The sequence below is a fragment of the Thermoanaerobacter brockii subsp. finnii Ako-1 genome (assembly GCF_000175295.2).
GTDB classification, from domain to species: Bacteria; Bacillota; Thermoanaerobacteria; order Thermoanaerobacterales; family Thermoanaerobacteraceae; genus Thermoanaerobacter; species Thermoanaerobacter pseudethanolicus.
Map to the genome: position 1 here is coordinate 1,654,023 of NC_014964.1, position 15,882 is coordinate 1,669,904.

Here is a 15,882-nt window from a genome sequence, read left to right on the forward strand (position 1 = left end):
AAATTATGATTTTATCGCATAAATAAAATCATGATAAGTTTTATCAACCAATTTTTTAATTATCTCAATATTTGTGCTTTGGTTTGAATAACCATATTTTAGAATTTGTTCGGCTGCTCTTATAATATCATAATCCGTAAATTCATCTATTCTATAGGTAAAATTCAAATTATTAATTGACTTCATAAAATCATCCATTTTATACCAATATGATATACCTATAACTGGCACAAAGGCCTGAGAAGAAATTATCAATGGATGCATATTTGTACTGATGCATAACAAAGAATTTTGTAATATGTAAATAAATTCATCCAACTCAGTATTATAAATATCCAAAAATTTACATCTATCATCATTTATTTCTTTAAATATATGATAATTAAATTCATAATCAAAACTTGTGCTGGGAACAATTTTGATTTCCAAACTTTTATCTAATAACAATAGCTCTTTAACTATATTTTTAATTTTTTCTTCATACATATCTCTGCTAGATTTTTCCTCATAATTACTTTCACTTGCATATCCTCTAAAATTTTGTAATGTGATTGCAATATATTTTTGCTCAGATAATAGTTTGTGTTTATTGTATTTTCCAACTAGTAATGCTGTATCACCACTTAAGCGTACATCTTTCGCCCCTAAGCTTTTTGCTATATTTACAGATGTTTCATCCCTAAGCATTATTAAATCTAAATGTTTTAAAATCCTTTTTACAAATACACGTGATATACTATATCTAAAAGGTCCTATAGTTTGTCCTATTATTTTGACTTTTAGATTACTATTCATTTTTTTACAAGCTATCGCAATAAAAAACTCTAAAGTCCTTATAGGAAAAGCACCCTTCCATAGATCATTATAATAACCTCCTCCTGCAAAAATTATTTGGTCTGCTTTAATATACTTTAACAAATATTCATCTCTAATAAGTTTACCAAAACCAATTTTTATTAAAAACAAAAAAAATAAATATTTTATAAAATTTAAAATTCCGTTAAATGACTTGAGATAACATTTTTTATGTAGTGATTCTATTACTTCACATTCGTCTATATAATCTTTATGAATTTTTTTAGTATTATCTGGATCATACGTAGAAATTATTATGTTTTCATTAGAATAAATACTTTTTATAGTCATCAGAGTAGATTTTAATATCGCTTCGTCACCTAAATTACCATAACCCCATCCACCTGTTATCAAAATTGTCATATTTAACCTCCTGCCCTCTTATCCTTCATTATCCAATTTCCCATTTAAAACATAAAAAATTAAGATCTGTTTAGAGATTATCTGCTTCCGTTATTTATAATTATTTTTGAATTTTTATACTTGCTTTGATAAATATTCCTTAATTTCAAACATTACAGATCATCATTACACAAACAAATTCATAAATTTGCTTTCATAATATCTCCCTTTACCTCTTATTTAGTACAAGTCCCGTCAATTACATAACATAAAGTAGATTCAATGTCTTTTAAAGTATGTTCTTTCATTATATTTCATTTTTTAATAACTTATCGACACTTTTATATGATGGATGCTACTATAAATAGCATTCTTTCATTTCAAAATATTTTCTTATACATTTTACTTTTGTTATAATCTTTCTTTGCCTCAAGTACAATTTTTATTTTCTCTCTCTGTCCTTTTATATTCCACACAATAAACTTAATTATTCTGGTTATATAAAAGTATGTAAGCCAGTATATTTTATTTTTTTTATTAAATTTATCATTAAAATAAAGCCTATTTCTATTACCATAGTATAATGTTATTAATGATTCCTCACCACCAGTAGTGCTACTAACCTTATGCCAAAGTTTCGCAGAAGGTTCATATAAGATTTTAATACCTGCTCTTTTAGCTCTCACGCAAAAATCTGTATCTTCGAAGTAAAGAAAATATTCTTCAGCAAGAAATCCTATTTTATCAAATACTGATTTATGTATTAAAATACAACAACCTGTGGCAAAATCTATTTCTTTTTGCTCATCAAACTGTCCCTTATCTATTTTATTAAATCCATAATGATAACTCAATCCTTTTTTCCAGTTGATGCCTCCACCTGCTGACCATATTTTATTAGGTTCATTATAATAATAAATTTTAGGCGATATAATAGCATTATCATTGCTTAACGAGGTTGAAACCATATTATGTATTAAATCTTTATCAATCACTGTATCATTATTTAATAAAATAACAAATTCACATCCATTTTGAAGCGCATATTCTATTCCAATGTTATTTGCACCCGAAAAACCAAGGTTTTCATTGTTTTTTATTATAGTAATCCGGTCTTTGAATTCTTCTTCTAAATTTTTGACTGAGTTATCAGTTGAAGCATTATCTACAACTATAACCATGTAATTCTTATAAGTTGATTCAAAAACAGAACGGACACAATCATTTATATACTTTCCTCCATTATAATTTACAATAACAATTCCAACTCTGAAATTATTTATCTTAATCACTTCCTTTTGTCCAATAATTTGGATTCATGCTTAATTTCTTTTTTAAAAATAATGGAATATGTTTGTGTTTTAATCCTAATCTATAACCTATAAATCTAGTTCCATTTTCCACAATGGCATACGGTATCCAAAGAAATTGTTTCTTTTCAATTAAATATTTTAACTCATTTATTAAGAATCTGATACCTTCACTTTCAGCAGTGACATATTTTAATATAAAATCATTTTCCATTAATGAAACGCCTATATCAAAATTCCGTTGAAATTGTTTTTTTAAGCCATAATTATGAGAATGCAATACTTCAGCAGTTGAAACATAAGCTACCTTGTACCCTTTTAAAATCAACTTTGACGCTAATATCATATCTTCATTTAATATTGTGTTATCTGGAAATTTACCAACCTCATAAAATTCTTTTCTCTTAACTGCTGAACATACATTTGTAAAGAAAAATGTTTTAATACCCATTGCTTTTATATCATCTTTTGATTTAAGTTTATCTTCTGGTGGATAATTAAACAGTCTTGAAAACTTTTCTGTTGGAATTGCCTCATCTCTAGGGACCTGCCTACCATATGAAGCTGCAATCGTAGGATCTTCCAAGGGTCTAATTAAGTTTTCTAAAAAATATTCATTTTTTGGTAACGCATCTTGTGTTAGAAATACTAATATATCTCCAGCTGAATGTTCAGCAGCTAAATTTCTTGTACCTCCATGATTAAAGTCTTTTCTTTTAATTTCTATAACATTTGCTCCTGCTTTTCTAGCAATTTCGCGTGTATTATCATCAGATTCAGAATCAATTACTATAACTTCTAGCGGTTTTATTGTTTGATTCCATAATTTTTCTAATAATAAACCGATAACATTTTCACAATTTAACGTAGGAATAATAACCGATATTTTCATTTCTTCTCACCTATTTCTTTTATCACTTTATAAATTTCTTCTGCTGTTTTCCTCCACGAAAATTTTTGAGCTTGTTTTAATCCTTTTTCTATCATTTCTTTACGTAAATTTTCGTTAGACAATACCATGTCAATTGCCTTTGCTATTTCTTCTATACTATGCGGATTTATCATTACTCCTGCATCACCTACAACTTCAGGTAACGAGGAAGTATTTGAAGTTATTACTGGACATCCACAAGCCATAGCTTCTAAAGGTGGTAACCCAAAACCTTCGTATAAAGATGGATAAACTAAACACCTCGCAGCTGAATATAAATATGGTAAATCTTCTTGAGGAACATAATTAATAAACAAAACTCTGTCCACTAAATTTAATTCTTTTGTTAATTTTTTTAAATAGTTTCTATACTCATCCTTACCACCAGCAATGATTAATTTGATATTTTTATCTAATGTTAAAGTGATAGCTTTAATTAAATTATCGTAATTCTTATGAGGATAAGATGCACCAACAGCTAATATATAATCTTCTATCCCATATTTTCCATAAATATAACTTTTTGCATCATCTCTTGGAAAAAATAAATTTCTATCATATCCATTATATATCCTTACGATTTTTTCTTCTTGTACATTGAAATATTTTACTATATTACTTTTAGTACAATCCGAAATAGTTATTATTTTTTTTGCTCTTTCAATTATTCGAGGTAATATGAATTTAAAATAATTTGTCTGCAATATTCTCTGTAAAGAATCCTTATAATTAAAATGAATTGGCAATAAATCATGAATAGTTATTATTTGGTTTTTATAAAATAATGGTCCATGATGAGTAGTAGAGTAAAGCAAATCGACTTTTTCTCCTTTTAGATTTTTTAACAAAGAGGTATTTATCCATTTAAATCTATAAATTGCAGCTTGTTTGCCGTATTTAGGCTGTGTTATTTCAGGTATTTTTTTTATTTTTATATTACTTTGCTCTGTAAAATATTGGGGAACAGAAGTATAAATAATTAGCTCATCATTTTTATCAACAATCTGGCATAAATAATTTACCACGTTTAAAGTATATATCCCTAAGCCTGATGGCCTGTCATCAAGAATCGAAGCGTTTATTGCTATTCTCATTTGAAACCTCCACAACTTTTGGTATAGTAAAAATAAATCCTAATATAATCCAAAAATAAAGAAAAATTAAATCGGGTATTGATATTGTAAATGCAAATATTGCATTTAATAAAGAAAACAATAAGCCAATCATTATAAATTTCTCATCATTCCTAGCAACTTTAATGTACTTCATCAAAATCTTTATCGCAATAATAATTATCATTGAAAATGAAATAAACCCCAGTATACCGGTATTCGATAATATTGTTGTTATCAAATCATATGTTCTATTTGAACCATATCCCACCCCTAAAACAGGATAATTAATGAATAAATTTAAACCATTTAAAAAACCTTGTAATCTTTCTTGCCCAGAAAGAGTATTAAACTTGTCAACTGTTAGTGAGGTAAATGCATTAATTACATTAGCTAATCCAAATACAAAAATATATATAATACTCAGCCCTGTAATAATACCAACTGTTCTAATTATGTAATAAAGATTTTGTTGATATTTTCTTCCTCCTCTTATACTATGCAGAAAATTATAGATAGTATAGATTGAAACAAAAAATAGTAAACCAATATAACCGGTAGAACTCGTAGTTAAAATAATTTCTGCAATAGTTAAATACAATAAAATATTAGCCATTTTTTTGCTAATTACGTTATTTTTACTTGTTATTACACTTAAAATTATTGGAATCATCATAAGCAAAAAAAACGCATACATAGAAGGTTCAGTTGCTATAGAACTAATTCTTTTTATATTTTCAACCGTTTGGCTAAAGCCTTGGCTATATCCAATATTATTATTAAATAGCCAATACGGAAAAGGTAACTTTAAGAGATAACACACTAATTGATATATACCATATACCAGCGCAAAAAAACAAGAATATAGTAATGTTTTTATTAATTTCTTCACTTCGGATAAATTCCTCAACCCTAATACTATTAATATTGTTACAGTTAAATTTGTTAATAAATATAGCAATTGTGTAATATTCGTCTTGCTAAAGGAAAGTAATACATCATATCCTTTTGGATTATGGACAGTTATATTTTTATCACTTAAAAACAACGGCATGATAATACTGGCCGTTGATACAACAAAGAAATTAATTAATAACATAATTATCGTTTTTTGTTCCTTTACTATCGTAAATTTTTTCCTTCTAAGAATATTAATTATTTCATGTATAATCCACAATATTGCAAAAAAATAACCCGGTTGCAAACCAAAATTTAAATTTTTAAAATTAATAACTGATGCCGCTTGAAATGGTGAAAAAAATACCAACAATCCTAACAAATATGATGGATATGAAAAAAATACAAAAAAACCCATCGGTATTAAAATATATCCTAATGGTGTTATAATCACTTTACCTTCTACCACCTTACAATTATACTAAATTATGATTTCGTACAATTAGTTTCTCTTTCTCGCTTTCTCTCCCTTAGGTAAGAGAAAATAATTCAAACTCATCTCAATTTATATATATTTCTTCAACTCTTCTAATTTCTCTATCTTTAAAATGTCTTTTGCTAACTGAAGTAAAGTTTTATCATCCAATTTTGCAATACCTTCCAAATATTCTGCTGGAATATCTGTGAATTTTTCCTTGAGTTGCTCAAACACTACCATGCGTATTCCTTCTATTTTGCCTTCCATTCTCCCTTCCATTTTTCCTATTTTTAAGCCTTCCAACTTCCCTTTTTTAAGTCCTTCTTTTAATCCTTCTCTTCTCGTTTTCCTAAACTCTTCTCTTAAGCTTCGTTCTAAATTTGAAATCATCTCTTCCACCCCCTCACTTTGTACTAAAATTTCTTTTATCTCTTTTTCTTTATCCTCTGGTAAAAATCTCGATACAACTGAGAAAAGCCAATTTCTAAGTATTATGAATTCTTCTTCCGATATGTCCTTTAAAACATCTGCTAATTTCCCCAATTTTTCTGTCAGCTCTTCCTTGTCTATTTTTCTATCCAATAGAAATATACTGCTTATCAAATTTGACAGCTGTAAAAGTTCTTCTTCATTATATCTGTTTACGTCAATTAGAATATACTTGAAATCTATTATATTTTCTCCAAATAATTGATATGAATCTATCGTTTCTTTAAAGCTCAAAGAAGCAGTCCATCTATTAACACCATTATACAACACGATAGGAATAATCGCTGGTAATTTATAGTCCTTCCTTTTTTGCTGGTTTAATGATGTATCTTTAAGAATTTCTCTCCACACTTCAATTATATACAATAACAATCTGTATGGCATTTGAAAATCAACTTTTGATTGTAATTCCAACAATATATAAAAGAAAACTTCTTTATCCTTCAATTTTACTTGATAAACCAAATCAGCCTCTTTATTTTTAAAATCTTGTAATATGAAGGATTTGTTTATTCGTATTACTTTAGATTCGTCTATTTCACTTACCCAATCTTTTTTGACAAAACTTCTTAAAAGTTCAATAAATACTTTTTTATGAGAAAGTAGGTATTTAGGTTATGAATAGTGTTTAACATATAAAAAATTATTAAAAATTTTGTTAAACACTATTCTTTGTTAGGCTACATTTTGCCTAACTGGATGTAACCCCACGCCCTCTATCCCCTCTGCAAATGCGTTGGGGAATACTTTTACCATGATATTATATGCAGCATTAACATCAGCATTTATTAAAATGCCTTTATTGCTTTTAAATAAACCTCTTGTAATACGGCGTTTTGGATTATAGTTCTCTTTACATACTTCTTCGCTATCAAGAAAACTGCATCCACTTGTGTAACCTTCTTCTACTAGAATTAAATTAATTCCTTCTTCCTCACATTTGTACTGAAGCATGTTAATAAATTGATAGTAAGGAATTCCAACAAAGTTTTGATTATTTACTTTTCCTAATTCTATTTCCTGCTTCCATCCTTTGTTATAACCAATGACAATAGTATCTATGTCGTGTTCTTTACACCAATTAACTATAAATTTACTTGCTTTATGCATAAAGTCTTTTATTTTGTTATTCCTTTTTAGAGTAAGTTTTTCTATTCTTCTACTTGTTCCTTTACTGCCAACATAACTCATAAGTTCTGCTTTTTTCTTATTATAATACTGATTTATTGACTTGATAACTTTGCCGTTAATAACAATAGGCTTTATACCTATGTTATTTGTTAACGTTACAAAGTTATCAAGTCCTAAATCTATTCCTGCTATCCTTTGAGGTTTTTTGAAAGTTTTATTTATTAGTACTCTTTCATAAACTATTTCAACAATATAAATATTTCCTTTGGGGATTACTCTCACCTCTTTTAAATTGCCTTCTACCATTGTTTTTAGTCTTAAATTTGTTTTCGGAAAAGTTAAATAACCACTTTTAATTTTGCATTGTTGATTTGTAAATATAGCAATTGCTCTACCATTTTTCTTTTTATATTTTGGTAATCTGGGCCTGCCTGAAAATTTACTTTTATCTTTTTCCCATTCTTTTATAGCTTTGAAAAATGATTTCCAATTTCTATCAAGCAGTTTCAATGTATGCTGTGCTGTTTGTGCAGGTAAGTTTTTATAAGTCTCGTGGTTCTTTAATTCTCTATTTAATTGCCTGTATCTTATCCACTTATTATTGTTTATAAATTCTTGTCTTATAATATAATTGGCATAATTGTATAAGTTTTTTGTAGCAAAACATATTTTATCAAAATATTTCCACATTTCATGATTTCTATTTATCTGAATTTGTTCAGCTCTTTTAACTACCTTTTCCATCTTCCATTCTCCAATATTTCTTTTATTTTTTTAATTTTTCTTTTGCTGTATAACTTCATGTTGTAATAGTGAATAAAATTTACGATTTCTTCAAATATTTCCTGAGCATCAAGTTTTTCGTCACCCACTTCTGACATAACTACTATTTCAGTGTTAAATTTTTTAACTAAATTTTAAAAAGTCCAAATACAACTCTGTTCAATCTATCTTTATAAGTTATAACAACTCTTTCTACTCTGCCAGCAAGAATATCATCGAGCATTTTAAAGAAATCTTTTCTTTTTTCAAAACTGATTTCACTGGCTATATCACTGAATACTCTATGTATTTTATAACCATTGCTAAAACAAAACTATTTTAATAACTCAATTTGATTTTCTAAATCCTTTTTCTGCTTTTGTGTTGAACTCTAGCGTAAATATAAGTCTTTCTTTCAACTTCTTTCATAAAGATTTTATACACATCTTCTTCATTATAATCGTAAAATCCGTTTGGCATAACTGTTACTCTTATTTTGCCTTCTTTAACATACTTGGTTAGTGTTGATCTTGATATCCGCAGTAGTTCTAAAAGTTCTTTTGCTTTCATATTTATATCGCCTCATAGATATTATAGCAACAACCAGCAAAGTGAAGTAAATATATTTTGTTAAAAATTTTAGTATGTTTAAACAAATAGGTTGATTTTTTAGTACTATATTATATCATTTTATTACCTACTTATAAAAAAGTACAAAAAAGGTAATGCTTCGCCATGCGGGCGCAAGTGCTTAAAAAGCACCGCCTCCGCTTTTTGTATCTATAATCTATATTACCACCAATAAAACTTATGGGCGCCGAAACAGCCTCATAAGTCCTATCGGATCATGTCAAAAAAAATGAATAACCAATCCAATTAATATATATTCGACATAAAATACTATTTTCCTTCTTTTCCAAAGGAATTTTTTATAATTTTATAGAATGATATTCCATGAAAAGATTATAGTAAACCTTTGAAGTCTGATATTATTCCTTCCTGATGCTGGATAACTTTCTTCTCATTACTCTTCAAATATTTTGTAATCTCCTTTTCCTATAAATACCACTAATGCTTTCTTTAAATTTTGTTTATCTTTAAATTGCATACTTTCACGGTATCTCTTTAATTGTTCTTTCCCTTTTTCTATTATCTCCTCAATATATTTTTCGTCACTTTTCTTTACATACTTTAGCTCTATCAACCATTCGTATTTTACATCTGGCATTCTTATGTCTTTTTCTAAATAAATATCTATATAACCTCCCTCTGTTTCTTTCTCACTTATAGGCTTGTATATGTTACTCATTGTCAAGTATGAAAAGAGTATTATTTTTATATATTTTTCATCAAATTTTATTGTATCTCTATTGGATAATACTTTTAGAACTTTTTCACTTATAAATTTTATAAAGTTCTTTATTTTTCCTTCAAATGCCATTTCCCATATGGCTTTTGCTATTTCCAGCATTTCATATTTTATGTTGTTTTCTTCCTTTAATTTTCTACCGAAGTACTCCCAATACATTGTTTTTATTACGTAATTAGGTATGCCAAGTTCTAAGATATTGTACCTGTAATCTTTTATTGTTAATAAGCCCATATAAAATAGAAGAGAAATAAAGTATTCTTCGTCGTACATTCTATCAAATGAAAATTTTGTTACTATCTCCGCTACTATCCCTTCCTCTTTTATGATCCTCTCTAATAATGCCCTGTTCTCTTCATTCATTGTAAGCCTGTTTAGCCTACCATAGTCTGTCTTTACATTGTCGTCTATTAGATACTCTGGATATCCTCCTGTGTTTTTGTATTGTGCTAAAAAGTATAGTACCATGTCTGGATTGTATACCCTTGTCTTGGCATTTTTGTTGAATTTATAGCCATCGTATAATTCCCTTAAGTTATTTATTAAATTCTCTTTTTCCTCTATCCCTACTTCTTCTAGTATCTTCACCACTTCTTCTTCTGTAAATCCCAGCATCTCATTTAAGCTTAAATCCATTGTGACGTTTAATGCTATGTTAAATCCACTTGTTAAGTCGTCCAACATTATTGGAGATATCCCTGTTATGAATATCCTGTCTATTACACTCTCTGTCCCTATCTTCAATGTCTCATAAAAGTCTCTTACAAAACCTGATGCCCTCACTATCTCTCTGTAAAATTCACTCTCACCCATCGCTATTATGTCATTGGCAAAATGATCATATTCGTCTATTATTAGGTATACCTTTTTACCTACTTTTTTTACTTCATTTATTATCGTCATTATAACCGCATTTATATCAGTTATTTGGTCAATTTTCTTCCTTATTTCTTCCGTATTTTCTATTATACCCTCGTATCTGTCTAATAAAGCATTTATTGAATTTTTCACACTTAACAAAAAGGACTCTTTTAGTTGGTCTTTGTTTTCTGTGTTTAGGCCTGAAAAATTCAGTTTGAGTATCATATAACTGTTCTTTAGTTTTGTAGGATTCTTCCCTATATATAAGTCGCTAAATAGTTTCTCAAAGTCTTTCTCATTTTTTATGTCATAGTAGTTCTCTAATGTGGAAAGAAAGAGACTTTTCCCAAACCTCCTCGGCCTTATGAAAAACAGGTATTTGCTATTTAAGTTCTCTATCTTCTCTATATACATCGTCTTGTCTACGTACAGGTATCCTTCTTCTCTCATCGCTCTGAAATTGGACATCCCATAGGGTATTTTCTTCATCTTTACCACTCCTAATTTCCCTTTTACACTTCAATTACTTGGTATTCGTCCTTGCCTATGAATATAAGCAGTGCTTGTTTTACATCTTTTCTCTCTTGTAGCCCTCTGCTTTCTCTATACCTCTTAAGCTGCCTTATACCTTCTTCTCTTATCTTGTCTACCTTGTCTTTTTCACTTTTCTTTATGTATTTTAGCTCTATTAACCACTCGTATTTTACATCCGGTATCCTTATGTCCCTCTCCAAGTATATGTCTATATACCCTCCCTCTGTCTCCCTCTCACTTATTGGCCTATAGGCTTTACTGTTTACAAGATACGTAATTAATATCACTTTGATATATTTTTCGTCAAACTTTATTATATCCCTGTTCGAAAGCACCTTTAGCACGTTCTGGCTTATATACTCTATATACGGTTTTATTCTCCCTTCATACGCCATCTCTTCTATGGTCTTCCTTAACTCATTTAGGTCAAGATTAATTTTGTATTCTTTCTTTAAATTCGTTTCTATATATTCCCACATTATTGTCTTGATTACGTAATTGGGTATTTTTAAAAATAATCTCGTTTTTTCTTGTCTCTCTATCGTTAGTAATCCCATATAGAATAACAGTGATACAAAGTATTCTTCATCGTACATCCTGTCAAATGAAAATTTTGTCACTATCTCCGCTACTATCCCTTCTTCTTTTATGATTCTCTCTAGTAATACCTTGTTCTCTTCATTCATTGTAAGTCTGTTTAGCCTGCCATAGTCTGTCTTTACATTGTCGTCTATTAAATTTCTAGGCGGTTTTTTGTATCTTACTATGCTGTCAAGATAATACAATACCATGTCGGGATTGTATATCCTTTTCTCCGCTTCTGCACTAAATAAATAACCATCGTATAATTCTTTTAATTCTTCTAGTGATTTTTCTCTTTCTTTTTCCTCTATCCCTACTTTTTCTAGTATCTTCACTACTTCTTCTTCTGTAAATCCCAGCATCTCATTTAAGCTTAAATCCATTGTGACGTTTAATGCTATGTTAAATCCACTCGTTAAGTCGTCTAGCATTATTGGGGATATTCCTGTTATGAATATCCTGTCTATTACACTTTCTGTCCCTATCTTCAATGTCTCATAAAAGTCTCTTACAAAACCTGATGCCCTCACTATCTCTCTGTAAAATTCACTGTCCCCCATCGCTATTATGTCATTGGCAAAATGGTCATATTCGTCTATTATTAGGTATACCTTTTTACCTACTTTTTTTACTTCATTTATTATCGTCATTATAACTGCATTTATATCAGTTATTTGGTCAATTTTCTTCCTTATTTCTTCCGTATTTTCTAATATACCCTCGTATCTGTTTAATAAGGCATTTATTGAATTTTTCACACTTAACAAAAAGGACTCTTTTAGTTGGTCTTTGTTTTCTGTGTTTAGGCCTGAAAAATTCAGTTTGAGTATCATATAACTGTTCTTTAGTTTTGTAGGATTCTTCCCTATATATAAGTCGCTAAATAGTTTCTCAAAGTCTTTCTCATTTTTTATGTCATAGTAGTTCTCTAATGTGGAAAGAAAGAGACTTTTCCCAAACCTCCTCGGCCTTATGAAAAACAGGTATTTGCTATTTAAGTTCTCTATCTTCTCTATATACATCGTTTTATCCACATACAGGTATCCTTCTTCTCTCATCGCTCTGAAATTGGACATGCCATAGGGTATTTTCTTCATCTTTACCACTCCTAATTTTTCCTTTTTCTTTAGAGTGAACTACATCGCCAATGAATTGGCGAGCTTCGTGCTCTCGGTGAAACCTTGTTGAAAGTCCCATCGGTACGCAACTGGGGTGTCCAACCCAAGTAACAGGCAAACCGCCGCCTATATAAAGACACGGTGCCGCTTATAAGCACCTGCCTGCATCTTTATATTTTAATGAACAATCCGGCGATATAAAAATATACCACTAACGCCATGGCGTCTACGATGGTGGTTATGAGCGGACTGGCCATGATGGCGGGGTCAATTTTAACCATTTTTGCTAAAAGCGGCAGTAAACCGCCGACTATCTTGGCCATAATCACTGTTACCACCAGTGTAAGACTGACCACCAGAGAGATGGTAGTGCTCACCTGCTCAATAACAACAAGCCGTAAGAAGTTCAAGCCAGCAAGAGAAAGGCCGACAATAACGCTCACCATAAACTCTTTTGCCACTACTCTAAAAACATCCCGTGTTTTTATTTCGCCCAGGGCAAGGCCCCGAATTACCATTGTCGACGACTGGGAACCTGCATTTCCTCCTGTATCCATTAGCATAGGTATAAAAGCGGCCAGGATTACCATATTCTGGAGAAAGTCTTCAAACTTTTGTATGATCCGGCCAGTGAATGTGGCCGAAATCATCAGAGCCATAAGCCAAAACAGCCTGTTTTTGGCCATGGTAAAGGGGCTCTGACTTATATAAGATTCTTCGGTAGGGCTTATTCCACCCATCCGCTGAATATCTTCGGTGTTTTCCGCTTCCAGAACGTCCATCACGTCGTCTATGGTTATAATGCCAACCAGCCGATTTTCCTGGTCTACTACAGGCATGCTTAACAGGTCGTATTTTTTAAACAATGATGAGACGAATTCCCGGTCATCGTGGGTTTTTACAGCGATGACCTGTTTGTCCATCAGGTCTTCGATCCTGGTGTCAGGGTCTGCCACCACCAGGTCTTTCAGGGAAACGACACCTAAAAGATGTCTTTCCTGGTCTATGACGTAACAGGTATAAATAGTCTCCTTTTTAGGAGCGGTATAGCGAATATGAGTAAGTGCTTGAGCCACCGTCATGTCGGCTTTCAGGTCTACAAATTCGATGGTCATGATGCTGCCGGCGGAATCTTCGGGATAATTTAAAAACTGGTTAATAAGCCTTCGTTCGCTTTCCGGCGTCGTTTGGAGTATTTTTTTTACTACATTAGCAGGCATTTCTTCCAGAAAGTCTATTTTATCATCGAAAAAGAGGTCTTCTACCAGGCTTTTTAATTCGTCTTCTTCGATCATCTGCGAAAAGGCTACCCTTATTTTATCCGACAGATATGAAAATACTTCCGCAGCCCCATCCTTAGGCAGCAGTCTGAAAGCCAGCAGGCTGTTTTTAGCGTCCAGATGGTTCAAAATTTCCGCTACGTCCTGTACCGGAAGTCTCGACATTTCTTTTTTTACGGCTAGAAAGTTTTTTTCCTGTAACCATTGGCGAAAAAGCTCTTCCATTTTTTCGATATGCACAATAATACCCCCTCTAGTTCGGAGGCGCCTCCGACGATGTGGGGTGCCGACGGAGTACCCCCGTTTTTTCGTATATGCTATTTATGGATAGAAAAAGGGTATAATATTGTCGAGGTAAGGGATCCATCCAGCACCACCACCTTTTTTATATCTAATTCCTTCATCTGCTATATTCCTTTGTTTTATTATATCATAATAATTATCATAATAAAGATAGTTTTAATAATTCATTGTCTCCCATCGCTATTATATCATTGGCAAAATGGTCATACTCGTCTATTATTAGATACATCTTTCTCCCTACTTTTTTTATTTCATTTATTAGCTGATTTATTATCGATTTTATATCTGGCTTCTCTTTTATATGTTGTTTTATTTCCTCTATGTCTTTAAATATGTTTTGATATTCGTCTAAAAAGCTGTTTATTGAATCAATTAGATTTTGTTTAAATGATATTTCTAATCTGTCTCTATTGCTATAAAAGTAAAAGAGTACAATTCACCTCAATCACACATTTTAATTGAAAGAATATAATAAATTGAAAAAAGAAAAAGGAGGATGGGTATGAGGCTTAAGTACTTAATTGTATTTGTATTGGTATTAGCCCTTACAGTTTCTTTATTTACAGGGTGTACAAATAAAAGTCAAAAACTTACAAAAATTAATTTTGTAGAAACAGTTCATTCTATTTTTTACGCTCCCTATTACGTAGCTGTAAGCCAAGGCTTTTTCAAAGAACAGGGGCTAGAGCTTGTCATTACAACTGCTCAAGGGTCAGATAAAGCAGCAACTGCGGTTTTATCTGGTACAGCAGATATAGGACTTCAAGGACCCGAAACCACTGTATACGTACTTAAAGAAGGAAGAGATGATTATCTTGTAAATTTTGGGCAATTGACAAGAAAAGATGGGTCTTTCCTCTTGGGGAAAAAGCCTGAACCGGACTTTAAATGGGAAAATTTAAGAGGTAAAAAGGTTATAGGTGGAAGGCCGGGTGGAATGCCTCAGATGACACTGGAATACATTTTAAAAGAGCACGGCATAAACCCAAAGACAGATTTGACCCTTATCACCAATCTTCAATTTACAGCCGCAGCGGGAGCTTTTATGTCTTCTGATGCAGACTATGTGGCGTTATTTGAACCTACAGCTTCCCTAGTTGAAAAACAAAAAGGGGGATATATTGTAGCATCAGTTGGTGCCTCCAGTCATGAAGTTCCTTATACCACTTTTAATGCAAAAAAAAGCTATATTGAAAAACATCCCGACATAATACAGCGTTTTGTAAATGCAGTGTATAAAGGAATGCTGTGGGTGGAATCTCATTCTTCTAAAGAGGTAGCAGAAGCAATTAAGCCTTTCTTCCCAGATACTGATGTAGACCTTATGGCGACAGCAATTGAAAGGTACAAAAATCAAAACACCTGGGGCACCACTCTAAAAATGAAAGTTGAGGATTTTGATTTTCTACAAAATATACTTTTGGATGCAGGTGTAATAAAAGAAAAGGTGGACTCACACCTTCTAATCAACAACACTTTTGCTGAAAAAGCTGAAAAAATGGTCAAAAAGTAAAGTTTTGGATTGTGC

General features: G+C 31.0%; 11 protein-coding genes and 2 pseudogenes. 1 reads left to right on the forward strand and 12 read right to left on the reverse strand.

The window, feature by feature from the left end:
- Nucleotides 1-3: 3 nt before the first annotated feature.
- The 12 genes and pseudogenes from THEBR_RS08270 to THEBR_RS12650 all read right to left on the reverse strand — a co-directional run bounded on the left by THEBR_RS08270 (nt 4) and on the right by THEBR_RS12650 (nt 14,790).
- Nucleotides 4-1,218, reverse strand: a complete 1,215-nt coding sequence (locus tag THEBR_RS08270) for a polysaccharide pyruvyl transferase family protein (RefSeq protein WP_012269527.1) — start codon at nt 1,216-1,218, stop codon at nt 4-6.
- A 359-nt stretch (nt 1,219-1,577) separates the two neighbouring features.
- Nucleotides 1,578-2,489: a glycosyltransferase family 2 protein gene (locus THEBR_RS08275; protein ID WP_012269528.1), complete on the reverse strand. Its 912-nt coding sequence runs from the start codon at nt 2,487-2,489 to the stop codon at nt 1,578-1,580.
- Nucleotides 2,482-3,399 (reverse strand): glycosyltransferase family 2 protein, encoded by a 918-nt coding sequence (locus tag THEBR_RS08280; protein WP_012269529.1) that lies wholly within the window; start codon nt 3,397-3,399, stop codon nt 2,482-2,484. Before THEBR_RS08280 ends, THEBR_RS08275 begins: the two co-directional genes overlap by 8 nt.
- Entirely contained in the window at nt 3,396-4,532 is a 1,137-nt protein-coding gene (locus tag THEBR_RS08285; protein WP_012269530.1) for a glycosyltransferase family 4 protein, read from the reverse strand. Before THEBR_RS08285 ends, THEBR_RS08280 begins: the two co-directional genes overlap by 4 nt.
- Nucleotides 4,501-5,901, reverse strand: coding sequence for an O-antigen ligase family protein (locus THEBR_RS08290; protein ID WP_012269531.1), 1,401 nt, complete (start codon nt 5,899-5,901; stop codon nt 4,501-4,503). The genes THEBR_RS08285 and THEBR_RS08290 overlap by 32 nt, the downstream gene beginning before the upstream one ends.
- 111 nt (nt 5,902-6,012) lie before the next feature.
- Nucleotides 6,013-7,026: pseudogene (locus THEBR_RS08295) on the reverse strand (Rpn family recombination-promoting nuclease/putative transposase); the annotation flags it as partial.
- Nucleotides 7,027-7,089: 63 nt separating this feature from the next.
- Nucleotides 7,090-8,289, reverse strand: a complete 1,200-nt coding sequence (locus THEBR_RS08300; protein WP_009052698.1) for an RNA-guided endonuclease InsQ/TnpB family protein — start codon at nt 8,287-8,289, stop codon at nt 7,090-7,092.
- Nucleotides 8,277-8,877, reverse strand: a pseudogene (locus THEBR_RS11850) (IS607 family transposase). Before THEBR_RS11850 ends, THEBR_RS08300 begins: the two are co-directional and overlap by 13 nt.
- A gap of 454 nt (nt 8,878-9,331) precedes the next feature.
- Nucleotides 9,332-11,026 carry an ATP-binding protein gene (locus THEBR_RS08310; RefSeq protein WP_012269535.1) on the reverse strand — a complete coding sequence of 565 codons (1,695 nt, stop codon included), beginning with the start codon at nt 11,024-11,026 and terminating at the stop codon, nt 9,332-9,334.
- A 23-nt stretch (nt 11,027-11,049) separates the two neighbouring features.
- Nucleotides 11,050-12,750 (reverse strand): ATP-binding protein, encoded by a 1,701-nt coding sequence (locus tag THEBR_RS08315; RefSeq protein ID WP_012269536.1) that lies wholly within the window; start codon nt 12,748-12,750, stop codon nt 11,050-11,052.
- A gap of 191 nt (nt 12,751-12,941) precedes the next feature.
- Nucleotides 12,942-14,291, reverse strand: coding sequence for a magnesium transporter (gene mgtE / locus THEBR_RS08320; RefSeq protein ID WP_012269537.1), 1,350 nt, complete (start codon nt 14,289-14,291; stop codon nt 12,942-12,944).
- 202 nt (nt 14,292-14,493) lie between these two features.
- Complete coding sequence (locus THEBR_RS12650) at nt 14,494-14,790, reverse strand: AAA family ATPase (protein ID WP_083758527.1); 297 nt, start codon at nt 14,788-14,790, stop codon at nt 14,494-14,496.
- A gap of 66 nt (nt 14,791-14,856) precedes the next feature.
- Here THEBR_RS12650 and THEBR_RS08325 point away from each other — a divergent pair, with 66 nt between their 5' ends.
- Nucleotides 14,857-15,867 (forward strand): ABC transporter substrate-binding protein, encoded by a 1,011-nt coding sequence (locus THEBR_RS08325; protein WP_003868362.1) that lies wholly within the window; start codon nt 14,857-14,859, stop codon nt 15,865-15,867.
- Nucleotides 15,868-15,882 lie beyond the last annotated feature (15 nt).